This window comes from Burkholderia sp. Bp8963 (assembly GCF_003854275.1).
Taxonomy (GTDB): Bacteria; Pseudomonadota; Gammaproteobacteria; order Burkholderiales; family Burkholderiaceae; genus Burkholderia.
Genome location: NZ_QTQP01000012.1, coordinates 60,558 through 83,876 on the forward strand (window position 1 = coordinate 60,558; position 23,319 = coordinate 83,876).

The window sequence follows — 23,319 nt, forward strand, 5'->3', positions numbered from 1 at the left end:
GTGTCAGCCTCCCTGCACTTCGAGCCGGGTCATCACGCTGTCGATGCCTTTGCGGCCCAGCACGACGAACACGACGATCCAGAACGCCTGCAACACCAGCCCGGCGCATGCGGCGGTGCCGCTGAGCGTGCCGATGTAGATGCGCGACGGGATGTCGAGCATGCCGGCGAACGGCTGGGCGATCAGCAGCGGCTGGATCCGGTCGGGAAAGAAGCCCAGTGGAATCAGGTTGCCCGAGAACAGGATCACGAACGCCGGTGCGAACGTGTTGATTCCGCGGTCGGTCAGCGTCGCGGCGATGCACAGATTGAGCAGCATCACGAACGCCGCCGCAAGCACGGTCATCAGCAGCAGCGAGACCGCGAACAGCCCGGCTTGCGTCGCATCGGCCGGCGGACGCCACGCCCATTCGCCGAGGCCGACCAACGGCAGAACGATCGCGGCGGCGACGAACATCAGCGCGACGCGCGGCAACGCTCGCGCGCTCAGCCACGCCACTGCGCGGACGAGCCACCACGCGTACGTATCGACGGGGCGCAGCCGGTCGAAGCTCACCGCGCCGGTGCGCACGGCCGACGCGATGTCCGGGTCGCCGCTCCATGGTTGCAGCGAGAACAGCGCTTGCGCGAGCCACGTGTAGGTGATCGCCTGCTCGAGCGTCATCGGTATCTGCGCATGCGCCGAGTGACGATAGAAGGCCGCGAAGACCATGACCTTGAGGGCGCCCCACCAGCACTGGGTCGTGAAGCCGGCCCACGCCGCCGCGCGGTACTGCAGCATGGTCTTGAACCGGGCGGCGAACGCCGCGGCATACGGACGAAAGGCGTTCATCGGGTCACGCCTCGGTTGCGCCGTGCAGATGGTAGAAGCGGGCGATGACTTCCTCGATCGCCGGCTGCTCGACGCGGATGTCCTCCACCGCATGTTCGGCCGCGATGCGCGCGATGATCGCCGGCGCGCCGACCACGCGCGGATCGAATGCCAGTTCGGCCGTGCGGCCGTCGCGCCTCAGCAACTGCGTGCCGTCGATGTCGAGCGCGGGCGCGTCGCCCGCGAAATCCACCAGCAGGCGGCGATCGGACAGCACGCCGGCGCGCAGCGCGTCGAACGGCTGGTCGGCCAGCACGCGGCCGTGACCGATCACGATCACGCGCTGCGCGAGCGCTTCGATGTCGTGCATGTCGTGCGTGGTCAGCACCACGGTGACGCCGCGCGCGCAGTTCAGTTCCTTGACGAATTCGCGCACGGCCAGCTTCGACGGTGCGTCGAGGCCGATCGTCGGTTCGTCGAGGAAGAGGATCGACGGCGCGTGCAGCAGCGCCGCCGCGATCTCGGCCCGCATCCGCTGCCCGAGCGAAAGCTGGCGCACCGGCTGATCGAGCAGGCGCTCCAGCCGCAGCATCGCGACCAGCTCGTCGAGCGTACGGCGGTAGGCCCCGTGGTCCACACGATAGATGTCGCGGAGCAGGTCGAAGCCGTCGATGACGGGCAAATCCCACCACAACTGGCTACGTTGGCCGAACACCGCGCCGATGCGCGCGACATGGGCGATGCGGTCGTCGAACGGCACGCGGCCTTCGATCACGACCTTGCCGGCCGTCGGGCGCAGGATGCCGGAGAGGATCTTGATGGTCGTGGACTTGCCGGCCCCGTTGGGGCCGATGAAACCGAGCAGTTCGCCGCGCCGCAGGCTGAAGGTGACGTCCTTGAGCGCTTCGACTTCGCGCCAGCGACGGCGGAACACGCTGAGGATGCCGGGTTGCCGTTCTGCGATGCGGTAGGTTTTGGCCAAACCTTCGACCACGATCTGGGACATGCCATCCTCGCTGAGTCGTTGACGCTCGCCTGTTGCCGCCAGGCAAGCCAGGTCAATTGGAAGGCGCGGGATGTTACCACGAGCAGCTAGAAACGCTCGACGTGTACCTCGACCGCGTCCTTGGGCACGGTCAGCCGCGTGCGGTCGAGCAGCGCATCCGCGGGCGCGGTGCCGTCCGGGTTCACCGGCTTCATTTTGTTGAACACCACGGAGAAGCTTTCCCGCGTGACGGTGGCGGACGCATAGCCCTGCGCGTCGTGGTCCGCATGGCACAGATCGGGGTTGTTCTTCATCAGGAACGCGTCGAGCCTGGCTGGCGTCGCCGCCAGCAACGCAAACGGCGAGCGGCGCCACGCGTCTTTCAGGTAGGAATAGAACGACGTGCTGCTGATGCCGGCGCAGACGAAATCGACGATCACGGGCGCGCCCACCGCGGGGTCGGGGTCGTCCCGCACGACGCCGCACTGAAACGCGTGCAGATCCCCGCTGATCGCGACGACGTTACGGATCCCCTGCTCCTTCAGGTAGGACATCAGCTCGTGCTTGTGCGCCGGATAACCGTCCCATGAGTCGCAATCGATCACGCGGCGTGCCTCCGGCACCTTGGGCGCGCCGGGCATCACGGCCCACAGACGGTTCAGCATCACCTCGTTGCCCCACACCTTCCAGGTCGCCGGCGACCCTTTCATCGCGGCCTTCCACCATTGCGTCTGCTCCGGGCCGAGTATCGACGGCGGCCGGCCGAGCTGCTCGGTATCCCGCGCCTCGGAGCGCTGCAGCACATCCTGCTCGACGAAGTAACGCGAGCCGGCCGAATCGTCGCCATTGACCGGGTCGTGCCCGTGCGCGCGGGCGTAAGCCGCCTCGTTCACGATGTGGTCGTCGCGATACAGCCGCTCGTCGGTCATCACGAGATGCATCAGCATGCCGAAGCGAAATTCGCGGTAGATGCGAATGTTCGTGTACGACGGATTGTCCGGCTCGAAGCGCACGTCGCTCCAGTCCACCGGCATGTACTCCGCCCACGCACGGCTCGCGTTGCGGCGACGCAGGGTCTCCTGCCTTTCCTCGTTCGTGTAGACCTGATGATCCTGCCAGCAGTCGTCGGAGAATTCGTGGTCGTCCCAGATCGCGATCATCGGCAGGCGCTGGTGCAGCGTCTGCAAGCGCGGGTCGGTGCGATAGGTGCGATAAAGCGTCCGATAGTCTTCGAGCGTATCCGCATAGACGCGGCCGTCGGCGAGCGGCTTTCCGTCAGGCAGCCGCAGCGCGGGATGCGCCGCCTCGACAGCGCCGTGCGTCGGGCCGCCGACCGTTTCATAGATATAGTCGCCGACGTGCACGACGAATTCGAGATCGCTTTCGGCTGCCAGCAGGCTCATTGCCTGCCAGTGATTGACGCTCCAGTCCTGGCAGGTGATCCACGCAAAGCGCACCCGCTCGTTGGGCTCGTCGGCATCCGGCGCCGTGCGCGCAACACCGGCGACACTCACATCGCCGCCGGCGACGAACCGATAGTGGTACGTGGTCTTCGGCGAAAGCGCCGTCACCTTCGCGCGCACGGTGTAGTCATAGGCGGCCAGCGCCGTCAGCGAGACGCTGGCGACCAGCGCTGAGAAATCCGGCCGTGCCGATACTTCGAGCCGCAACGGCACGGCACGCGCCGCGCCTTTTGTGCGGTGCCGCGCGTCGCCACGCACGGGCGGCACTGGAGGCACGCATCGCGTCCAGAACACGATCGAGCGATCGCGCGGATCACCGCTGGCAACGCCCTGCGGGAACCGATGGCGACCTTCGCGCGCAGCGCCGGCAGCAGGAACCGACCTCGGCGCGCCAAGCGTGCCGGTGGCAGCCGCGATCGTGAAAAAGGCCGACGACTTGAGGAAATGGCGGCGCTTCATCAATCCTCCCGAGCGACATGCGGTGGATGCCGAAAGCGCATCGCGGTGCGGCGGCATGCAATCGATTCCGTCGCTCGGCCGTCGTGGTTCTCGTCACCGCGCACGAGCGGGGAAACAGTCGATTGACCAAACTGCTGCGACGATCGACTGCCGAGTCACAGGGCGGGTTCCATGGCCTCGCTTGTTCGTTCCGCTTCAATTGTTCGCCGTCTTCGCGTCGTTGCCGCCTCTCCCCGTCACAAGACAGCCCGACATGAATGCCTCGCTCTGGCTGCTGGCTGCAGCATCGTCGAAGCCCCGGCCGAGCGCGTCGTACTTCACGCGCGCCGCGCCCTGTGCGCACGCCTGCGGGCTGGCGTCGCGCCCCTGCGCATGCAACAACGCGCGATCGGCAACGAGATACGCCAGCAACGCGATAACAGCAATATGGACAGCTCTTCTCATGGTTTGTCTCCTCGCCGTCCAAGCGTAACGCGGACACGTTTCGTGCGGCACTCGGGGCTTCCCCGGTAATGGTCAACTGCGTCGTTCCCGGCCTCATCGATACGCACCGCGGCGCGTTTCTGGGCTGACGCTCGCCCGAGCCTGGCGCAAGGCCGACGCAAACCCGATCCCCGACGCCCGTCACAGCTCCTTCACCATGAACACCCGCGCGGCCCCGGCCGGCTCGCACGGCACTTCGCCGAACACGCGATAGCCGTGCTTCTCGTAGAACGCGGGCGCCTGGAACGTGATCGTGTAGAGCACCGCGCGCGCGCAGCCGCGCTGCTTCGCTTCCGCTTCGGCCGCGTGCAGCAGCTTGCTGCCGAGGCCGTCCTTGCGCAGCGATTCGGGCACGTACAGCAGGTCGATGAAGAACAGCCCCAGCGAGGTGCGTCCGACCAGTCCGCCGAGGACGTCGCCGGTCGCCGGGTCGGTCACGTACACGTCGAGCGCCGTGCTGTCGTACTCGCCGACCACCGAGTCGTTGTACGCCTTGAGCTTGCCGCCGATGAAGTCTCGTGCCGCCGGTTGGCCGACGGCGGTCAACCGGATCTCGATGTCTGAATGAGCAGTCATGTAAGTGCGCAGGTCAGTGACAGAAGGTCGGGCCGGCCGATCCGGCCCGTCCGGAAAGCTGACCGGCCATTCTGCCACGGCGTCGTTGCGACGCCTGCGCAACGCGTGAGGCAAGACGAGGGAAGCGAGAGGCGGGAAGCGTGATGCGGAAGGCGCGCTGACGCCCCGGGAGCCCCGGGGCGCGCGCGTTCAGTCAGTTGTATCCGAGAATCGCGACCGTCGCGACATCCGGCCGATCGATCGGGCTGCCGACGAGCGACACCGTCGGCTCCTGCAGCACGGCCTGATACGACGACACGCGCGCGACTTCCGCGTCGCCTGCGTCATCGCCCATCGGCTCCGCGTAGTCGTCCATGCTGACGAAGAATTCCGGCTGCATTTTCGAAAAAGTCATCTCCACTCCTTGTGTTGTGTAATCGATTATCTATGCGACTTGCTTCAGCTTCACCGCATGCACGGGCTCGCCATCGTGTGCGGCTTCCGCGCGCGCGAGCTGCGCGCGGGTCCGCCGCGTGATGTGGATCACCGCGAGCACGACCGGCGCGATCAGCAGGCCTTCGGCCAGCTCGGGATCGACCGGCAGGCTCATCACGTGCAGCGCCTTGAATGCCGCCGCGGCGAGCGACAGCACGTAATACGAGATCGCGGCGACGGACAGGCCTTCCACCGCATGCTGCAGATGCAGCTGGTTGCGCGCGGTGCGCTCCATCCCGGCGAGCAGCCGCGTCACGTCCTTTTCCTGGGCGAGATTGACGCGCGTGCGCAGCAGGTCGACCGCGCGCGCGATCCGGTCGGCAATCTGCTCGTGACGCGCCCACACGCTGCGGCACGTCTCCATCGCCGGCGCGAAGCGCCGCTCCATGAATTCGGCGATCGTCGGCATCCCCTCGATGCGCTCTTCACGCAGTTCGTGGATGCGCGCGAGCACGAGCTTCTCGTATGCGCGCGACGCGCTGAAGCGCCCGCCCGACCCCGACATCGATTCGACCCGCACCGCCAGGTGCGTGAGCCTGACCAGCAACGCCGCGTCGTCGCCGTGCGCGCCGCCCGCATCCATGCTCTGCATCAGCGCCTGCAGCGACGCGTGGATCTCGTCGAGCTCACGGCTCATCCGGCGCGCGACCGGCAGCGCAAGCAGCGCCATCATCCGGTACGTTTCGATTTCATAGAGACGCTGCAGCAGCCGGCCGCCCTGCTCTTCGCGGAAATCCTCGTCGACGACGAGAAAGCGCATGAAGCCGTCGGGCCGCACGTGCCAGTCGCAGAACACCCTGCCGCCGCCGAGCACGTTGGCGCCGACGAGGATCGGTCCATCGATCCAGCGACGCAGGTCGCCGCAGACGAGCTTCGCCGCGGCGCCCGACACGAGCTCCATTCGCACCGCGACGAAGCGGATGCCGTTCAGTCGTGCGAACCAGTCTGCCGGGATCCCCTCGATCGCGAGATCGTCGAAATAGCCGGTGTCGCGGCGCGGCGCGACGAACGTGAAGGTCGAGAACTCGGTGTGCCGCTCCCACTTCAGGTACCAGCCGCTCAGCGACTGCACCGCGTGATGCGTGGCGCCGTCGTGCGGCGCCGGCAGGCCCGCGTCGCGGCACAGCGTGTGCAGCAGCGTCTCGTGGATGTCCGGCTGGCCGTCCGAGTAGATCGCGTAATGCGTCAGCGAAACGGATTCGGCCAGCCGCAGGAACGGCCGGGCATGCAATTCCGCAGCCAGTGCGGCGCGCAACGGATGGTCCATCATCGATACACCATGCTTTCCTTGTTCAACCCCGCGGCTTCGGCATGCCGGCAACCGTGCCCGGGCCACACCCGATGCGCCGGCAGCCGCAGCGGAATCGCTTGCGTGATCGCACTATGGCAGACACATAACGACAATAAAAACGCATAATGCTGATCGTTACGTTCAGATTTTCTGATACCGATGAAGATGCTCGATCACGACGTGCTCGCCACCGTCGTCGCCGTCGCGGAGACCGGCAACATGACCCGCGCCGCCGAAGCCGTGAACCGCTCGCAATCCGCCGTCAGCATGCAGATCAAGAGCCTCGAGGATGCGCTTGGCCGGCCGCTGTTCGTGCGGCGTCCGCGCAGCATTGTGCTGACGCGCGAGGGCGAGGTGCTGCTGGGCTTCGCGCGGCGGATGCTGGCGCTGCGCGACGAGGCGTGGGCGGCCGTCGTGCGGCCGGAAGTGACCGGCAAGGTCGTAATCGGCGTGCCGGACGACTATGCGTCGTCGCTTCTTCCTTCAGTGCTTAAGAAATTCTCGGCGTCGTATCCGAAGGTCGAGATCCAGGTGATCGGGCTGCCGAGCAGCGCGCTCGCGCCGCTGATCAAGGACGGTACCGTCGATCTCGTGTGCGGCACGCGCGTGAAGGGCCTGTCCGGCGATTTCGTGCGGCACGAGCCGATGGCGTGGGCCGCGATGACGAACGGGCCGCGCGTGTGGGAGGAGCGTCCGCTGCCGATCGCAGTGTTCATGCCGGGCAGCGTCGCACGCGAGAATGCGATCAGAAGCCTCGAGCGCGCGAAGCTGCCGTACCGCACCTCGTATGAAAGCCCGAGCCTGCTCGGGCTGATCAGCATGGTCGAAGCGGGGCTCGCGGTCGCGCCGCTCGCGCGCTGCGCAATCCCGTCGCAACTGACGGTGCTCGGACGCTCGCACGGGCTGCCCGACCTGCCGCCGCTCGAGCTGATTCTCGCGCGCAGCACGAAGTCGAAGCGGCCGCCGTGCGACTTCCTCGCGGAGCAGATCATGGAAGATCTGCAGCGACAGACGGGGCAGGCCGGGGATGCGTGACGGTGCGGGTTGTCGGCAGGCTATCTCGTGCGAGCGTGGTGAAGGCCGCTTACCGGCCAGCGATTTCGACACGCAGCCGCCGCGTCACCGGCACCAGCAGGCGCGGCGGCGGAAACGGAATCACGTTGTCGTGGGAAATCGGTGCATTGGCAGGCGCCGCGCGGTGCGGCACCGTTGCGAGTCGGGTAGGAACCATGTGTCGGAGTTGAGCCGGTTCGGCTTGTCTGGACAGAACCCAGCTTAGAAGAACCGGCATAAACGCCGTGCAAAAAAACGCGGCGGCACGCGCAAAACTTCGGAAGCTCTCAACGCCATTCAGGCGAACCCGACCAACGCCGGTGCGCGCGCCTGGAAGGGTGCGATATCGCTCAGAACAGAATGGCCGCGTAGTCCCGTGCGCCGTGCAGCACGTGAAGAATGTCGATTTGCGTGGGTGGGTCGCCGACAACCCGATAAAAGATCTGGTAGCTGCCATATACGCGGTGCCGCACGCCCTGGCCTTCGAACCGGGAAACGAGCGGAAACGCAAACGGCATCTCCGCAAGGCTCAGGCATTTCTCACGAAGCTCACCGACGAAGGTGACAGCTCGTCGCGGGTTGTCGCGCGCAATGTAATCGGCAATCGATTCAAGTTCGGAAATCGCGAAATCAGACAGACGAACGATCATGCCTGACGGTCTGCCTGCGCCCGATATTTCGCTTCGAGACGATCGAACACTTCCGCTGCATCGGCTCCACGTCCCGCGTCCGCATCGGCGAGGCTGCGCGCGATCACGGCGTCCAGCGCATTCAGTTGCGCCTCGCGATCCTGAATCAATCGCACCCCCTCTCGCAGTACTTCGCTCTTGGACCCATAGCGGCCCGATTCGACCAGCTTCGCGACGTAACTCTCCAATTGCTGACCCAATTCGGCACTGATCATTTCGCCCTCCAGTCGACATTGATCCCGATGCGCATAGGGTAGCCCGATTATCAACTATTATCAAGAAGCCAACCTCCAGTCAGATTGGATGCGAGCACTGGCGTCGCCAATTGCCCGGACGGAACGCGCTGGGCGCGTGCCGGATACGTTCGCTCGACATACCAGAAAATCGCATATCCCTGTTTCGAGAATCGGACGCGTCCGCACTCGAACTCAAGACAATCGATCTGGGCGAGAGCGCTGTCGCCGGACTCGGAGCGGCGATGCTGTGGCGGATCGTCAGAGCATGCGATACGCTGGGAATCGCCCGCATCGGCGCATTGGCAGCGGGCGGCCGCAAGGCAGCGCCGAAGCCCGGTGGCCCCCGGCAATCTGGAATTCGACGTCGCGCCGCATGGCAAGTCCGTGCACGCATTGCAAAAATACTTGGTCGAAAAGGGGATTTACGAATGAGCACAAAGCACACTCCGATCACCGGATTCCGGATCGCGCGCCCCACGGCGAGACGCGGTCGCTCGACGAGCGAGTATCGCCTCATTCGACTCTCCGAAGCCAGGCAGCACATCGACGCGTTCGTCACGAACGCGCTCCATCGCAGCCTGACGCGGGTCATGCGCGAGTCCGCCGTCGAGCACGACGCACGCCCGTCCGGCAAACCGGCACCCCCGCCGCAAAAAGCCGTCTTCAACGTGGGACGCATCGATCTCTCGAAGTGTCAGTTGCCGATCATATCGGCCGCCGAGGCCGAGGCCATGGCTCGCCGGGAAACACTCATGCACTTCGGGCAGGATCCCGATCAATAGCCGGCAGCGATAGAAAGAAATCGCATGACCCGGTTCGACAACGATCGTGCCGATCGGCAGTTGGTAACGGTCTTTGACAGATACAGGTGTCTGGAATCCTCCGCGATGGGTGCGGACTGAACCCAATCGGAAGTGCGCCACGCGCCTACGACAAGCATCCCGCACCAACCAGCGACACCGCGCCCGTACTGGCCCAATCAAGCCGCACCGGACCGCTACCCCCGCGCTATTTGCGCAGTGGCCTCAAACCCGCGCGCATCTCCTGCGCGAACAATCGCGGCTGCTCCCACGCCGCAAAGTATCAGTCGTCGATGCGTTCCACGCGCACGGGTGGCACGAACCACACGAGGCCCAGCGCGATCAGCGCCGCTGCCGCTGCGAGTCCGAGCCCCAGGTGAACGGTTCGCACGAGCGCCTCGCGCGCCATATGCATCATCGGGTCGCCGGTATGGCCGGCCATGATCACGCGGCTGATCAGCGCCGCCTGCTCGGCACGATCGACGTGCAATTCGGGATTCGCCAGCGACCGGAACCATTGCGACGCCTGATAGGCATCGAGCGACCCGTGGGCACCGATCGCATACAGGCGGCTGACCAGCATTCCGGTGATCGCGGTGCCGAGCATGCCGCCCGACAGGCGCAACGATTGCAGCAACGCCGTCGCCGAGCCGAGGTGATCGCGCGCGGCAAGCTGCTGCGCAAAGAGCGTGAGGTTCGACGCGACGAGCCCCATGCCGAATCCGCCCATGCCCATGTAGGCCATCCACAGCGCGTGCGGCACCTTCCCGTTGATCGCGGCCAGACCGAGCGCCGCGCACGTGAAACACGCGAAGCCGGCGTAAAGGATCCGGTTGGCCGGCCGAACGCGCGTGATGATCCGGTTGTTCACGATGCCGCCGACCGTCGAGCCGAGCAGAAGCGGCGTGATCAGCACGCCCGACTCGTGCGGCGACATGCCGAAGCCGCCCTGAAACAGCAGCGGCACATAGAAGACGAGCGTAAACAGCGCAAAACCGCCAAGTACGGACATCGCGAACAGCGCCGCGAGATTGGCATCCGCGAGCATGGCAATCGGCACGATCGGGTGCGCGACGCGCCTTTCCCAGAACAGCAAGGCCGCCGCGCCGGCCACACAGGCCAGGCCGAGGCCGATGGTTGGCGCGCTCATGCCCGCAGTCGGTGCCAGTTCGATCAGCCCCTGCAGCATGCCGAGCGTCGACGCCAGCAGCAGCGCCCCGATCCAGTCGATCTTCACGCGCATGCCGGTGCGCCGCCGCCGGAGATCGGGCAGGAACGCGTGCACGAACAGCAGCGAGACGAGGCCGACCGGCAGATTGACGAAGAACACGAAGCGCCAGCCGCCGTACTGCGTGAGCATGCCGCCGAGCGACGGCCCCGCGGCGTTAGCCACGAGGTACGCCGCACTGACGAACACCAGCCAGCGCAACCGGATGCGCGGATCGGGAAACAGCTCGGCGACGGTCGCAAACATCGTTCCCGCGAGGATGCCGCCGCCAATCCCCTGCAAGCCGCGCGCGATCACGAGAAACAGCATGTTGGTCGCCACCCCGCACAACAGCGAGGCGACGGTGAACAGCACGATGGCCGCAAGCAGGAAGGGCTTGCGGCCGAACAGGTCGCCGAGCCGGCCGAAGATCGGAATCGTGACGATTGCGGTCAGCATGTAGGACGTCGCGACCCACGCGTACAGGTCGAAACCTTGCAGATCCGCGACGATGCGCGGCAGCGCGGTGCCGACTATCGTCTGATCGAGCGCGACCAGCATCGACACGAACGATATGCCCAGCATCGCCAGCAGCGATTCGCGGAACGGCAGCAGTTGTCCGGCCTGATCGTGAGCGGCGAAATCCGGAATCACGGTGGTTTCCTGGCGCTGTCGAGGGTTTCGGCTGCGACCGCGGCTGCGTCAATACGCGCCGCTGCGGTCGTTCACCCGTGCGACATTACTCCGCCTTCCCCGTTCGCGCTTGCATTCAGCACGATCGACGCGCTTTCCTCCGACGACTTGCGCGTCGCCTGGCCCTTCGCGCTGTCGAACACCGCGAGGTGCATCGCGCGCCGATCGACAAAACCGAGCGTCCGGTAGAGCGCAATCGCCGCGTGGTTCGACGCGAGCACGTGGAGGAACGGCGTCTCGCCGCGCGCGCGGATCGTCACGATGAGCCGCTTCATCAGATCGGCCGCGAGACCCTGCCCGCGAAATGCGGCATCCACGCAGACGGCACTGATCTCGGTCAGTCCGTCGAGCCGCATGCGCTCGCCCGCCATCGCGGCCAGCTTGCCCTGCCGGCGCACGCCGAAATAGTCGCCCAGCTCGATCGTGCGCGCGCCAAACGGGCCGGGCTGCGCGGCGGCGACCAGCGCGAGCATCTCCGGCACGTCCGCGTCGGTCAGCCTGATGTGCTCCGTGGCTACGGTCGGGACGGACTCGTCCTGCCAGATCATCTGAAGCAGCGTCGCACGCCGCATCACCGCGAACCCGGCCGGCGGCGCCATCTCGCGCGGCGTGACCAGCGCAACGGGGCCCTGCGCGTCCATCAGCGTGCGCAACGCTTCGAAGGAAGCGGGTGCATCGTCTGCCACGGCAGCAAACGGCGCGATGGCCGCCGGAAAGCGCAGCGCCCGCTCGTCGCCGAGTGCAAACCGGCGCTGCCGGCTGGTGAGCGCATTCCAGACGACCGTGTCGAGCGGATGCGTGTCATGGGTCGCGTTCGGTGCCGCTGCTTCAGACATGCGCTGCTCCTGCATTGAAGGTGTTCGGTCGTACAGCATAGCCGCGAAACGCACCGGCCGTCGTGTTCCGTTTCCCCTCCCCCTGACGCCCCCCCACCGCCGTCGTCTACCGGTAGATATCCACGTGCCGCGTGCCGTCGCTTTGAATGACGCCGCGATACATCCCTTCGGTATTGAACGGCATCGACACGCGCCCCTCGGCATCGACGGCGATGAGCCCGCCGGTGCCGCGTTGCCGAGGTATCACCTCGTTGACAACCGCGCTGGCAGCCTCGTCGACGGTCGCAAGGCCGTAGTTCATCCGTGCCGCGACATCATGCGCCGCGACAGCGCGGATGAATGCCTCTCCCGTTCCCGTCGTGGACACGGCCACGCGCGTATCGGCAAAGGTGCCGCATCCGATGAGCGGCGAATCGCCGATTCGTCCGTGGCGTTTGTTCGTCAAGCCGCCGGTGGACGTCGCGGCGGCCAGATGCCCCGCTGCATCGAGTGCGACGGCACCAACCGTGCCGAACTTGTGCTCGCCATTGATGAGTCGGCTCGCGGCGGACGGATCCTGTTCGCGAAGCAGTGCCGTACCGTCGTGATCGAGTATTTCCCGGCCCGTATCGCGCACGGCCAGCAACTGCTGCCATCGAAAATCGGTGTAGAAATACTCGGGGCCCTCGAGAGCCAGGCCTTCGTCGGTGGCAAATTGCTCGGCGCCCGCCCCGGAAAGCAACACGTGCGTGGACCGGTCCATCACGCGCCGTGCCGCTTCGACGGGATTCCTGATCCGGGAAACACCCGCCACCGCGCCTGCACGCCCGGTGTGCCCTTCCATGACGGCCGCATCCATTTCGTGCGTGCCCGCGTGCGTGAAAACGGAACCGCGCCCGGCGTTGAACAGCGGACAATTCTCCAACGCGACGACGGCGGCAACGACGGCATCGACACTGGATCCGCCCTCTTTCAGAACGCGATGGCCTGCGTCGAGCGCTTCTTCGAGCGCGACCCGATGCGCGGCTTCCTGTTCCGGCGTCATGACGCCGCGCTGCAGCGTGCCGGCGCCGCCGTGGATTGCGAGGATGTACTGTGCCATTTCGTTCTTCCTGCGGTATTCGATTCGATCGTCAATGCGCGTGCGTCGTGGCCTTTTCCGACTCGTCGCCGACCAGCCTTCTCATCATCGGCATCATCAGGAACAGCAGCGCCGCAACGGCGAAGAGCCCCGCGGCGATGCCGCCATAAAGCATCGTCAACCGTGCCGGTTGGGGCACGTAGAAGCCTGCAAAGTAACCGGCGAGCTTGTAGCCGAACGAACTGCCGAAGAACCAGAGGCCCATCATCAAGCCGACGAGCTTGACCGGTGCGAGCTTCGTGACGAGGTTCAGGCCGATAGGGCTCAGGCACAGCTCGCCAAACACTTCGAACAGGAACAGGCCGGCCAGCCAGAGCGGATTGATCTTTACGCCGACGTGAAGCGACGAGCACATGATCGCGAACGCGGCGTAACCGGAGCCGATCAGGAGCGGCGCCAGCGCGAGCTTCGCGAGGCTCGACGGCTGGCGACGGCCCAGCCGCACCCACAGCGCCGCGAACACCGGTGCAAGCAGGATCACGTACAGTGCGGTCAGCGACTGAAACCACGCGGCGGGCACGACGAAGCTGCCGATGTTTCGCTGCACCATCTCCTTTGCAAAGAGGCTCAGGCTCGAGCCTTTCTGTTCATACGCAGACCAGAACGCGATCGTCACGACGAAATAGATGCCCATGACGGCCAGGCGCTTCCACTCGGCAACCGTCAGTTGTTCCCGCCGCCCCATCATGATGACGAGAACGAGCGCATCGAAGGCCAGCAGGAACGGAAGCACGTTCTGCCAGTTGCTGCCGGCGAGCGCCGTGCCAACGACGGTGAACACGCCGAGCGCGACATAGACCGTCGTCTGCAGCAGACCGCGTTGCCGCTTCTGCGTCGACGGCGCAGGCTTGGCCGCGAGCCGATCGCCGACATGCTCGAGACGTCCGCGTTGCAACCAGAAGACGACGAGACCGAACAACATGCCGACGCCTGCCGCCGCAAACCCGAAGTGCCAGCTGTTGACCGGATCGATGCCGAATGAGCGCAGCACGTTCTTGAAAGGCTCGGCTTCCGCGAGGAAACCGCAGACGAGCGGCGCGAGGAATGCGCCGATGTTGATCCCCATGTAGAAGATCGAGAAACCGCTGTCGCGGCGGTCATCGTCTTGCGAATAGAGGCCGCCCACGAGTGCGCTCACGTTCGGCTTGAGCAGGCCCGTTCCGCATGCGACGAGCACGAGACCGGCGAAGAACGTGGGGACCGCGGGGATCGCCATCGTGAAGTGTCCGCACGCGATGACGATGCCGCCGATCAAGACCGAGCGCCGCGTGCCGAGCCACTGGTCGGCGATGATGCCGCCCGGCAGCGACAGCAGGAACGCGGCCATCGAATACGTGCCGTAGATTGCCGTCGCGTGCGGTGTGTCGTAGCCAAGGCCGCCGAGCCCCGGCGCCGCGACCATGTAAAGCACGAGAATGGCCCGCATGCCGTAGAAGCTGAACCGCTCCCACATCTCGGTGAAGAACAGCGTGGTGAGACCGCGCGGATGCCCTGCCAGGCCAGACGTATCCCTGAGTTGCTGAACCGGTGACTCGGCAACGCTATCGGAGGTGGTGTTCAATTGAGTCTCCTCGACTTCTCGAACTGCTGAAACAACTGTCGGCGACGCTCAGAGGGTCACGACGGTTTGCGAGTTTTGCCGGATGCGCCCGAAGGCCCATCGCTATGCTTGAAGCCGGCGGCCTTGCCGTCGGGTCGGGTATCGGCCTTGGTATCGGCCCTGGTTTTCGCCGTCATCGACGGTGTGGTGTCGAACATGAGATACGGCAGCACCGTTTGCGACAAGCTGGCCGCGATTGCTTTCGACTGCGGTGTCGCCTTGAGCACTTCCGACGCCAGCGTTTCGATGAGCGCCACCATGCCCACCGAACTCGACGACAACACGCGATGCTCGGCGGGCGCCAGCAACACACAGTCGGCGGTCGCGGCGAGCGGCGCGGTGGGATCGTCGGTCAGTGCTGCAACGTACGCGCCGCGTTCGCGCGCATAGCGCGCCAGCTCGACCGTGTCGCGTGAATAGCGCGGCAGCGAGATCGCGATCAACGTGTCGCCCGAGCCGATGCGCGTCATGTGCCGCGCCGCCTGCTCGCTGCCGCCTCCCGCTGCGGCCCATACGACCTGCCGGTGATATGGCATCAACGTGTCCGCCAACAATCCCGTCAAATAGGTGCTCAGGCCCAGCCCGAGGCAATACACGGCGTTGCTCTCGACGATGCGCGCCGCCGCGTGGGCCAGGCGCTCCCTTTGCAGCGGCGAATCCATCGCCGCGAGGTTGCGCTGGTGATCCGCCAGCCATGCGCCGATCCCCTCTTGCGCCGAGGACGCTTCCAGTTCCAGTTTCTCCACCGGCTGCAGCGCCTGGCGCACGACGGCGGCGAGATCCGCCTTCAGCTCCGAAAACCCGCGATACCCGGCGTGCTTCGCGAACCGGTTGACGCTGGCGACGGAGCCGCCGCACGCGTCGGCGACTTCCTCGATCGTGAGCGTCGCGGCGTCGAGCGAATGGGACGCCAGCCATCGCGCGACGGGTTTCAATGCGTCGGAGGCCGTGGCGGATGCGTAGTGAATGCGCTCGATCGCGCCGGGCAGTTCGGTATCGCTCACAGTGATGAATGGGACGTTTGGATGACGGGATGCTCGAAGTATGGCTCGATGAATTTATATTTTCAAGCTAGTGAAAACGTGAAAATTCATATTCATTCATCCGATGATAGCGGCGCAAGCGGTTGCGAGGGGTCAGTTCGTCGGCCTGCCAGGCGCGCAATCGCAAATCCCGCGGCACCGGCAAAACGTGTAGCGACTGCTGTTCCGGGCGCACGGCTCAGGCCGGTCGCGTGACGGACTTCTGAGAAAGGATGACTAACATTTCGGATACCTGATCTAGTACTTGAAAGGCGAGCCAACCGGGGTCGCATCGGCACGGCCGAAGCGGATAGAAAGCATGAAATATTTCTGCCCGACGTGTTAATTTTGGTGGCCTCTCTCCGTCGTATTCATGGCGGCATGCAGTTCGCCCCGGCATCTGGCCAACACTGACAGGAGATTTGCCATGTCGATTCAGAAGATCACGCCGTTTCTCTGGTACGCGACGCGAGCCGAAGAGGCCGCAACGTTCTATGCGGGCATCTTTCCGGACTCGCGCGTGCTTCGCGTCACGCCGGTGCCGAGCGCCGGTTCCACCAAGGTCGTCGAGTTCGTGCTCTTCGGGCAGCCGTTCATCGCGATGAGCCACGAAAAGGCCGAGTCGTTCAATCACGCGATCTCGCTGATGGTCAACTGTCGCGATCAGGCGGAGCTCGACCGTTACTGGAGCGCGCTGCTCGAGGGCGGCGGTTCGACCGACGGCTGCGGCTGGCTGCGAGACCGCTTCGGCGTCTCGTGGCAGATCGTGCCGGACGATCTCATCGCAATGATGGCCGACCCCGACCCGGTCAAGGCCGGGCGGGTCGCCAACACGATGATGCAAATGACGAAGTTCGACGTCGCCGCGCTGAAAGCCGCCTATGCGGGGGCGACGGGCTGATACGAGCGCCCGTAACGGGTGCGCGGGGTGTGTCGCGGCGGCCGTGCGACGAGACGCGCCACAGGCGCGAAACGTGCATCCAGTTTTCCCGAAAGCCCCCGCGAATCAGCTCATCCCGTATCGCGCGCCGTACGCGGGCAAGGGTTTGTCTGGTTGGCTTTGGAAGCCCGCCTGAACTAGCCTCGTGAAATCTGCTGCGTGTTGTTCGGCACGCGCGATCGGGACGTTGCAGTGACGTTGCGGACATGACAATCCAGTGTCGGCGCGCGGCGCTCGATCCAGACCGTTACGTTCGGCCTGGCGTGAGCCGAAGCGATCCGGTGCGACGCGCGCGAGCCTGCTGTCGGAGTGCATCGGGGGTGAATCTGCAAGCCTGATCTTGGAGACGCACCGTGAAGCGCATGCCTTTTCGCCACATCCGTGCCATCACTTACGCAAGCGTGCTGCTGTTTCAAGCCGAAGCGCACGCGCAGTCGCTGGATGCCCAGTCGACGCAGGAGAACATCTCCGCGCTGCGCCAGGAAGTCGACCACCACCTGAAGGAACTCGATGCGCTCAAGCGCAAGCTCGCCGAAGAAGAAGCGAATCTCGCCCGCCTGAGCCGGGCACTGGACGCGCGCGAACTCGCGAACAAGCGCGGTGCCGGCACTGGCGATGCCGCGCAGCAGGCCGATACCGGCGCCGCGCCCGCAGCGCCCGCCACCGGCGCAGCGACTAACGGAGCAGCGACGACCGAAGCACCGACGGCCGGGGCGGCAGGCGGCGCGGCCGGCACGGCACAACCCGCCACCGCGGCCGCCCAGTCTCCCGCACAGCCGGTCGGCCAGGCGCCCGTGCCGGAAACCGCGCCGCCGCCCGTCGCGCCGATCTTCGATCAGCCCGGCGTGCTGACGCCGAAGCACAAGTTCGTGATCGAGCCGTCGTTCCAGTTCAGCTATTCGTCGTCGGACCGCGTCGCACTCGTCGGCTATACGATCATCCCCGCGCTGCTGATTGGCCTGATCGACGTGCGGGAAGTCAAGACGACCGTGCTGACGGCCGCGGTCGCGGCGCGCTACGGGATCACCAACCGGATGGAATTCGAAGTCCGCGTGCCGTACGTGTACTCGACGACCGACACGGTCAGCCGCGAGATCTTCACGGGTACCGCGCAGGACAACGCGTTCAACAGCCACGGCCACAACATCGGCGACGTCGAGATGACGCTGCGCTACCAGTTCAACAACGGCGGCCCGGACAAGTTCTACTACATCGGCTGGCTCCGCTTCAAGACGGCCACCGGCAAGAGCCCGTTCGACGTCGTCACCGATTGCGTCACGCGCTGCGTCGGCAATGCCACCGGCACGGGCCTGCCGCTCGAGCAGCCGACCGGCTCCGGCTTCTACGCGATCCAGCCGGGCCTCACCTGGCTATTCCCGTCCGATCCGGTGGTGTTCTTCGGCAACTTCAGCTATCTGCACAACTTCGGCCGCGACAACCTGAGCCTGACGATCCGCAACGGACAGAAGGATTTCATCGGCAGCGTGCAGCCCGGCGACATCTGGGGCTTCAATATCGGCATGGGCCTCGCACTCAACGAGAAAGCATCGGTCAGCCTCGGCTATGACCAGAGCATCGTGCTGCCGACGCAACAGAACGGCCAGACGGTGCCCGGTTCCGTGCGCGTGATCCTCGGCACGCTGCTCGTCGGCTACTCGTACCGGCTGTCGCCGAAGACCACGCTGAACCTGTCGATCGGCGCGGGTCTCACGCGCGACACGCCGGACGTCGTGATAACGCTGCGCGTGCCGATCGCGTTCTGAGCGCGCTTCGAGCGCCGGGCGTTGCCCCCGGCGCGCGCCTATGCCCGACGTGCCCGCTCATCTGCCCGCTCATCTGCCCGCTCATCTGCCCGGCAGCACGCCGAGCAGCGCGTTGTTCAGCGTCGACAGGACGTTCAGGTTCTTGAACGACGTCAGCGTGTTGACGGTCGTGTTGATCGTCGTCAGCGTCTGGATCTGCTGGTTGTTCAGCGTGTTCTGGATCACCGCGCCGGTCAGCGCCGGCAACACGCCGGGCTGCGCGGCGTTGCCCGGGCCGACCTGGATCAGCGCACCCGCGTTCGCAGCCGCCAGCGCCTGCGCCTGTTGCACGGTGATCTGACTGACGTCCGGAATGTTGAAGCTGGTCGACGCGACCAGGTTGCCGTTCACGAACGCGACGCGCGACACGCCGAACGACACCTTCAGGCCGCCCGGCATGTCGAAGCCGCCCCGCATCGCGTCGAGGCGTGCGTCGCTGAGCGCGATCGCGCCGCCCGCCGTCCACCAGTTCCGGTCGTCCTGCGCGACGTCGGCGCCGGCCCGCGCGCCGCAGGCCGACACGGCGTCGCTCGCCTGCACGGCAGGTTCGACGCTCGCGGCTGGCGGGCCGTTCTGCATCGCCACCGCGCCCATGGACACCATCCCGCCGCAGGCCATCACGGCGAGCCTGGCCAACTTCCTGGTCTCTGATCTCATGGCGATCCTCAGAAGTCGCTCGGGCCGTGCTTCGGAACCACGACGTTGTATAGGCCATCGCGGTTGATCCCCGTGTAAAGCGGCGCGCTCGGCGCGACGCGCCAGTCGCGCGGATCGTTGAACACCGCGAGCTCGGGCTTGTTGTGGATCACGAAGATCACATGGTCTTCCCATTTCTGCTCGAAACTTGCCTGCGACATCGGCCGCGTGCCGGTAGCCGGATCGCCGACGAGCACTCGCCCGTTGCGCAGCCCCTTCACGACGACGAAATGGTGATAGCCATGCTCGGTGATCAGCACGATCGCCGGCGTGTGCGTCTTCGCGAGCGTTTGCAGCGGCAGTTCATAGCCGTCCGCGACGAAGCCGTGCGCTTCGAGAAAGCGCCGGATGTCGAGCAACGAGAAGCCCTCGTGGCGGATCTTCTGCTGGTTGCCGTTCTCCCACATCTGCGCGAAGGCCGTCTGCTCGGTCATCGGATAGTCGTACTGATAAGTCAGCAGCGTCGCGACGGCGGCCGACCCGCAGCTGAAGTCGTACTGCTGCTTGACGGTGCGCTTGAAACGCGCCTCCTTGAGACTCGTGACATGCATCGCGTAACCGGCGCCTGCCGGATCGACGACGGTCATCTCGTCCGCCTGCGCGGCCGGGCCGCCCAGCGCGCACGCGAGCGCCGCCATCCACACCGCAGCGAGGTGTCGCATCGCTCAGTTCCCGAAGTGCACGTTGAGTACCGTCGCGTTCTGAATCAGCACATTGGCGCCGGTATTCTGGATGACCGTCGGCAGGCCGCTCGAATTGGCGAACGAGCCGTCGGCAATCGAATTCGAGCCCGTCGACACCCGGTTCGCGACGTTGTCGGAAACCGTGCCGTTCAGAAAGTTCTGGCCGATCAGCGCATCGCCGCCGCGATGCTCGTCGAGCTGGTCGGGCGTCATCGCGACGCCGAAGCTGTCTTCGCGTCCGGTCGCGGCGCCTGCGGCAGGCGGCGCGACGACCGCAGCCGTAGCGGGCGCGGTGCCGTCCGCGGGCGCGGCCGGTGCGGGAGGGATGGAATTCGATGCAGCCGTGACGGCGGCATCCGAGTCAATCGATCGAGGCTCGTCAGGCGCTGCCTGAGCCGCCAGGCCCGGCAACAGCACAGCAGGCAATAACACCAGCGACAATGCGTTACGCGTTCGCATGGTTGTCTCCTTGGGCCCTGCGGCGGCTTGCACGAACCCGACGCGCAGGGAGCGGAATCTGCATGATCGTCGGCCGACGGAGATCGGGCAGCAATCTGCCGGCGACGGCAAGGCGGCCTTTCGGCCAGCTCGCCGTCGCCGATGTGCCTGTCCATCCGGCGATCGAACGATCGCCGCGGTGTGCGCTGCACCCGCGGCATTTCGCACGATTGACCTTTGCCGACCGGCTGTCCTAGTGCCCGACGGTCAGCTGCGACTGCACTGTGACCGCCTGCTGCACGAGCGACGCCGCGCCGCTGTTCTGGTTGGCCATCATGATGCCCGCTGCGGTCTGACCGACGCTTGTCATCGTGTTGGCCATGTCGAACGTACCCGCGTTGACCGAGTTGGCTCCGCCTGCGCCGCCCACACCGCCAGCTGCGCCGACGCCAACACCGCCGTTGCCGACGCCGCCGGTGCCACCCATGCCGCCCGAGCCGCCCGAGCCGCCTGCCGCGCCAACCGCGCCGTTACCTGCCGTCGAGCTGCCGTTGCTGGCCGACGTCGAAGCAGGAGCGGTCGCCGCACCGCCGCCCGTTCCCGCGCCGCCAACGCCACCGTTACCTGCGACGGCCGCCGCGGTGCCACCCGCACCGCCCCCTGCGCCAGCCGCGCCACCCGTGCCGGAGGCTGCTCCGCCAGACGCTGTCGCCGTACCAGACGACCCTGCGCCGCCTGTACCGCTAGCCGAACCGGTGCCGGTGCCCGTACCCGTGCCGGTGCCTGCGCCGCTCGATGCCGTCACGGCTCCGCCGCCGTGAGTCGTTACGCCGACCCCGCCAGCACTGCTGCTGCCCGAGCCGGTGCCCCAGCCCTTGCCAGTGCCCTTGCCGTAGCCGCCCACACCAACCGAAGCCGCGACCGCGCCACCACCCTGGCCGGAACCATAGCCGCCGTTGGCTGAGCCACTACCACCTTGTCCGCCGTTGGCGCTCGGCGAGCCGCCAGCGCCACCCGCGCCGCCAGTCCCGTTGCCAGCCGTCGCGCTGCCATTGCTGGCGTTGCCCGCCGTGGCGCTACCATTTGTCGATGTGCCGCCGCTGCCGCCAGCGCCGCCAGCGCCGCCAACGGCGCCGACCGCGCCTTTACCACCTTTTCCGCCAGTGCCGCCAAGGCCTAGCCCGTTGCCGCCGCTGCCACCGCTTCCGCCAGCAGCGCTGCCCGTATTGCTTGCCTGGTTGCCGATGTTCGAAACGCTGACGCCGCTCACGGTTCCGCTGAGCCTGCTGAGCGCGACGACTCTCGTGTTGTTGTAAGCATCCTGGGAAACAGGTGCCGAGATCTCGTTCGCGTTGGACCCGCTTGCACTGGTTTGAGTCGAGCTGACTGCATTGGAGACGGTGTTCGCTCCGTCACGGGATTGCTGATTGCATGTTGTCGCGCCATCAGCACATGGGTTCGCCGCTGCATAGCCGCTGAATCCCAGGGCGAGGACTGCAGCAGACGCCAATAAAGTTTTGCGCATGAAATCCTCCTGAGTTAACAAGGGACGGCTTGGCCGACTGAGCCAATCCGTCACCCGTCACGCATTGGCGATGCCAAGCCTGCAAGCGACTGAATGCAAAGAGAAATATCGCTTTTCCGCACAAAACGATCCGACCCGACCGGTTGCGGCGCGCATTTTTTGTTTCAGTTTTGAAACGCACCGCCCGGCACGGCACCGGGGTTTCCCCTGAGTATCGGGGAAAACCCTTTTGGATTCAGACACCTGCTCGATTTTTCAAATGACGGAATGACGAACGCAAAATGTTTCACTTTTGGCACGTCATTTCCTGCATGCGGGTTATCCCGCCCGGCCGAATATTCGCTCGCGGTCGCAGACGCATGTTGGACAAGGACACTGGGCCGGATTCTTTCCGCATAGGAGGCAAAGGCCGTGCGCAGGGGCCATTCAGAAACGTATCAACGATGATCACGCGGTGGGTTCGGGCCGGATGCCGTTCGCGGCGACCGTCGCATGCGCCTGTCGGTTCATACGGGATGTGGATTACCGCCGCCGCCGTGACATCGGCACAATGCCGTCGGCAAGACGAACGCGATCCTCGACCAGGCGTTCATCCCGGGCGTCGTCGTTGCGCAGCCGCAATGAGCGGCGGCTCAGCAACCGAGCTGCGCGGCGAGATCGATGAAGTCGTGCGCGTTGACGTCGAAGCGATCGTCGAACGCCAGATCGACGTTGCCGCCGGGGCCGAATTCGAGCGGCCGCGCGACGAACGCGGTCTTCATGCCGAGCGCGCGCGCCGCGTGCAGATCGTACTTGTGGCACGCGACCATCATCGCGCTGCCGGCGTCCACGCCCAGATAACGCAGCGCCATCCGGTACGTGCGCGGATCGGGCTTGAACGTGCCGGCCATCTCCGCCGCGAAGATCGCGTCCCACGGCAATCCACAGCGCTTCGAGATGTTCACGACCGCACTCACGTCCGCATTCGACAGCGTCGCCAGCTTGAACTTGCGCTTGAGCCGCGACAGGCCTTCGACCGCATCCGACCAGGGTTCGATCGTCTGCCACGCGAAGTTGAGGCGCTCGCGTTCGTCGCCGGCCAGGAAGCTTAGGCCGTACGCATCGATGACCTGATCGAGTGCCTGCCGGTAGATCCGGTCGACGGACGACCACGGCTGCGCGCCGGACAGGATCGCGTCGAGCGCGGGGCGATAGCGGCCGCGCCAGTCGTCGACGAAACGTCCCCAGTCCGTATCGGGCGCGCGATCGCCCGCGATCTCGCGGGCCGCCGCGCTGACCGTCGTGCGGAAATCGGTGGCCGTGCCCTGTACGTCGAAGATCAATGCCTGAACGGTGTTCATGGTTTTCTCGCTCGGTGTACGTTGAGATGCGTTGAAGTGCATCGAGAGGCGGTGGCGGCGGTGTCGACACGCTATGCGACCGACGCCGCGCCGAAACC

Annotated in this window: 23 protein-coding genes; 4 read left to right on the top strand and 19 right to left on the bottom strand. The window is 65.8% G+C overall.

Annotated elements, in window-relative coordinates; genetic code table 11:
- Positions 1-3: 3 nt before the first annotated feature.
- From DID96_RS12565 to DID96_RS12595, 7 genes are all read right to left on the bottom strand, one after another.
- Positions 4-831 (bottom strand): ABC-2 family transporter protein, encoded by an 828-nt coding sequence (locus tag DID96_RS12565; protein ID WP_124599646.1) that lies wholly within the window; start codon positions 829-831, stop codon positions 4-6.
- Between the two features lie 4 nt (positions 832-835).
- A complete protein-coding gene (locus DID96_RS12570; protein ID WP_124599647.1) occupies positions 836-1,816 on the bottom strand; it encodes an ATP-binding cassette domain-containing protein in 981 nt (326 codons plus the stop codon).
- An 86-nt stretch (positions 1,817-1,902) separates the two neighbouring features.
- Entirely contained in the window at positions 1,903-3,717 is a 1,815-nt protein-coding gene (locus tag DID96_RS12575; RefSeq protein WP_124599648.1) for an alkaline phosphatase, read from the bottom strand.
- Positions 3,718-3,912: 195 nt separating this feature from the next.
- Positions 3,913-4,161, bottom strand: coding sequence for an adhesin (locus DID96_RS12580; protein WP_124599649.1), 249 nt, complete (start codon positions 4,159-4,161; stop codon positions 3,913-3,915).
- Positions 4,162-4,341: 180 nt separating this feature from the next.
- Entirely contained in the window at positions 4,342-4,776 is a 435-nt protein-coding gene (locus DID96_RS12585) for an N-acetyltransferase (protein WP_124599650.1), read from the bottom strand.
- Positions 4,777-4,969: 193 nt separating this feature from the next.
- On the bottom strand, positions 4,970-5,170 hold the full coding sequence (locus DID96_RS12590) for a hypothetical protein (protein ID WP_124599651.1): 201 nt from the start codon (positions 5,168-5,170) through the stop codon (positions 4,970-4,972).
- A 30-nt stretch (positions 5,171-5,200) separates the two neighbouring features.
- Complete coding sequence (locus DID96_RS12595; protein ID WP_124599652.1) at positions 5,201-6,520, bottom strand: DUF3422 family protein; 1,320 nt, start codon at positions 6,518-6,520, stop codon at positions 5,201-5,203.
- 180 nt (positions 6,521-6,700) lie between these two features.
- Between DID96_RS12595 and DID96_RS12600 the strand changes: the two genes are divergently transcribed.
- Positions 6,701-7,576 (top strand): LysR family transcriptional regulator, encoded by an 876-nt coding sequence (locus DID96_RS12600; RefSeq protein WP_124599653.1) that lies wholly within the window; start codon positions 6,701-6,703, stop codon positions 7,574-7,576.
- 368 nt (positions 7,577-7,944) lie between these two features.
- Here the strand turns inward: DID96_RS12600 and DID96_RS12605 are convergent, their stop codons facing one another.
- Entirely contained in the window at positions 7,945-8,244 is a 300-nt protein-coding gene (locus DID96_RS12605; protein WP_124599654.1) for a type II toxin-antitoxin system RelE/ParE family toxin, read from the bottom strand.
- Positions 8,241-8,498 carry a type II toxin-antitoxin system ParD family antitoxin gene (locus DID96_RS12610; protein WP_124599655.1) on the bottom strand — a complete coding sequence of 86 codons (258 nt, stop codon included), beginning with the start codon at positions 8,496-8,498 and terminating at the stop codon, positions 8,241-8,243. The genes DID96_RS12605 and DID96_RS12610 overlap by 4 nt, the downstream gene beginning before the upstream one ends.
- A gap of 263 nt (positions 8,499-8,761) precedes the next feature.
- Between DID96_RS12610 and DID96_RS12620 the strand changes: the two genes are divergently transcribed.
- Positions 8,762-9,301 carry a hypothetical protein gene (locus DID96_RS12620; RefSeq protein WP_185732238.1) on the top strand — a complete coding sequence of 180 codons (540 nt, stop codon included), beginning with the start codon at positions 8,762-8,764 and terminating at the stop codon, positions 9,299-9,301.
- Positions 9,302-9,602: 301 nt separating this feature from the next.
- Here the strand turns inward: DID96_RS12620 and DID96_RS12625 are convergent, their stop codons facing one another.
- The 5 genes from DID96_RS12625 to DID96_RS12645 all read right to left on the bottom strand — a co-directional run bounded on the left by DID96_RS12625 (position 9,603) and on the right by DID96_RS12645 (position 15,779).
- Entirely contained in the window at positions 9,603-11,180 is a 1,578-nt protein-coding gene (locus DID96_RS12625; protein WP_260463871.1) for an MFS transporter, read from the bottom strand.
- A gap of 71 nt (positions 11,181-11,251) precedes the next feature.
- Positions 11,252-12,055: a GNAT family N-acetyltransferase gene (locus DID96_RS12630; protein ID WP_124599657.1), complete on the bottom strand. Its 804-nt coding sequence runs from the start codon at positions 12,053-12,055 to the stop codon at positions 11,252-11,254.
- A gap of 106 nt (positions 12,056-12,161) precedes the next feature.
- Positions 12,162-13,136, bottom strand: a complete 975-nt coding sequence (locus tag DID96_RS12635; protein WP_124599658.1) for an isoaspartyl peptidase/L-asparaginase family protein — start codon at positions 13,134-13,136, stop codon at positions 12,162-12,164.
- A gap of 31 nt (positions 13,137-13,167) precedes the next feature.
- Positions 13,168-14,736, bottom strand: coding sequence for a peptide MFS transporter (locus DID96_RS12640; RefSeq protein WP_124599659.1), 1,569 nt, complete (start codon positions 14,734-14,736; stop codon positions 13,168-13,170).
- 56 nt (positions 14,737-14,792) lie between these two features.
- The gene (locus tag DID96_RS12645) at positions 14,793-15,779 is read right to left on the bottom strand and encodes a MurR/RpiR family transcriptional regulator (RefSeq protein WP_124599660.1); all 987 of its coding nucleotides are present in this window, start codon (positions 15,777-15,779) and stop codon (positions 14,793-14,795) included.
- Positions 15,780-16,224: 445 nt separating this feature from the next.
- Here DID96_RS12645 and DID96_RS12650 point away from each other — a divergent pair, with 445 nt between their 5' ends.
- Both DID96_RS12650 and DID96_RS12655 read left to right on the top strand, forming a co-directional pair.
- Positions 16,225-16,698 (top strand): VOC family protein, encoded by a 474-nt coding sequence (locus DID96_RS12650; RefSeq protein ID WP_124599661.1) that lies wholly within the window; start codon positions 16,225-16,227, stop codon positions 16,696-16,698.
- Positions 16,699-17,090: 392 nt separating this feature from the next.
- On the top strand, positions 17,091-18,500 hold the full coding sequence (locus tag DID96_RS12655; RefSeq protein WP_124599662.1) for an acetate kinase: 1,410 nt from the start codon (positions 17,091-17,093) through the stop codon (positions 18,498-18,500).
- Between the two features lie 81 nt (positions 18,501-18,581).
- Here DID96_RS12655 and DID96_RS12660 read toward each other — a convergent pair whose 3' ends face one another.
- From DID96_RS12660 to DID96_RS12680, 5 genes are all read right to left on the bottom strand, one after another.
- On the bottom strand, positions 18,582-19,196 hold the full coding sequence (locus DID96_RS12660; RefSeq protein ID WP_124599663.1) for a hypothetical protein: 615 nt from the start codon (positions 19,194-19,196) through the stop codon (positions 18,582-18,584).
- Between the two features lie 8 nt (positions 19,197-19,204).
- Complete coding sequence (locus DID96_RS12665; RefSeq protein WP_221624580.1) at positions 19,205-19,897, bottom strand: C39 family peptidase; 693 nt, start codon at positions 19,895-19,897, stop codon at positions 19,205-19,207.
- A 3-nt stretch (positions 19,898-19,900) separates the two neighbouring features.
- Entirely contained in the window at positions 19,901-20,410 is a 510-nt protein-coding gene (locus DID96_RS38870; RefSeq protein ID WP_260463872.1) for a hypothetical protein, read from the bottom strand.
- Positions 20,411-20,609: 199 nt separating this feature from the next.
- A complete protein-coding gene (locus tag DID96_RS12675; RefSeq protein WP_311767736.1) occupies positions 20,610-21,626 on the bottom strand; it encodes a hypothetical protein in 1,017 nt (338 codons plus the stop codon).
- A gap of 887 nt (positions 21,627-22,513) precedes the next feature.
- Positions 22,514-23,221: a haloacid dehalogenase type II gene (locus tag DID96_RS12680; protein ID WP_124599665.1), complete on the bottom strand. Its 708-nt coding sequence runs from the start codon at positions 23,219-23,221 to the stop codon at positions 22,514-22,516.
- Between the last annotated feature and the right edge of the window lie 98 nt (positions 23,222-23,319).

Excerpts from the sequence above, each read along its gene's own strand:
- DID96_RS12565 (WP_124599646.1), bottom strand. The coding sequence starts at position 831 with ATGAACGCCTTTCGTCCGTATGCCGCGGCGTTCGCCGCCCGGTTCAAG.
- DID96_RS12570 (WP_124599647.1), bottom strand. The coding sequence starts at position 1,816 with ATGTCCCAGATCGTGGTCGAAGGTTTGGCCAAAACCTACCGCATCGCA.
- DID96_RS12575 (WP_124599648.1), bottom strand. The coding sequence starts at position 3,717 with ATGAAGCGCCGCCATTTCCTCAAGTCGTCGGCCTTTTTCACGATCGCG.
- DID96_RS12580 (WP_124599649.1), bottom strand. The coding sequence starts at position 4,161 with ATGAGAAGAGCTGTCCATATTGCTGTTATCGCGTTGCTGGCGTATCTC.
- DID96_RS12585 (WP_124599650.1), bottom strand. The coding sequence starts at position 4,776 with ATGACTGCTCATTCAGACATCGAGATCCGGTTGACCGCCGTCGGCCAA.
- DID96_RS12590 (WP_124599651.1), bottom strand. The coding sequence starts at position 5,170 with ATGACTTTTTCGAAAATGCAGCCGGAATTCTTCGTCAGCATGGACGAC.
- DID96_RS12595 (WP_124599652.1), bottom strand. The coding sequence starts at position 6,520 with ATGATGGACCATCCGTTGCGCGCCGCACTGGCTGCGGAATTGCATGCC.
- DID96_RS12600 (WP_124599653.1), top strand. The coding sequence starts at position 6,701 with ATGAAGATGCTCGATCACGACGTGCTCGCCACCGTCGTCGCCGTCGCG.
- DID96_RS12605 (WP_124599654.1), bottom strand. The coding sequence starts at position 8,244 with ATGATCGTTCGTCTGTCTGATTTCGCGATTTCCGAACTTGAATCGATT.
- DID96_RS12610 (WP_124599655.1), bottom strand. The coding sequence starts at position 8,498 with ATGATCAGTGCCGAATTGGGTCAGCAATTGGAGAGTTACGTCGCGAAG.
- DID96_RS12620 (WP_185732238.1), top strand. The coding sequence starts at position 8,762 with ATGCTGTGGCGGATCGTCAGAGCATGCGATACGCTGGGAATCGCCCGC.
- DID96_RS12630 (WP_124599657.1), bottom strand. The coding sequence starts at position 12,055 with ATGTCTGAAGCAGCGGCACCGAACGCGACCCATGACACGCATCCGCTC.
- DID96_RS12635 (WP_124599658.1), bottom strand. The coding sequence starts at position 13,136 with ATGGCACAGTACATCCTCGCAATCCACGGCGGCGCCGGCACGCTGCAG.
- DID96_RS12650 (WP_124599661.1), top strand. The coding sequence starts at position 16,225 with ATGTCGATTCAGAAGATCACGCCGTTTCTCTGGTACGCGACGCGAGCC.
- DID96_RS12660 (WP_124599663.1), bottom strand. The coding sequence starts at position 19,196 with ATGAGATCAGAGACCAGGAAGTTGGCCAGGCTCGCCGTGATGGCCTGC.
- DID96_RS12665 (WP_221624580.1), bottom strand. The coding sequence starts at position 19,897 with ATGCGACACCTCGCTGCGGTGTGGATGGCGGCGCTCGCGTGCGCGCTG.
- DID96_RS12680 (WP_124599665.1), bottom strand. The coding sequence starts at position 23,221 with ATGAACACCGTTCAGGCATTGATCTTCGACGTACAGGGCACGGCCACC.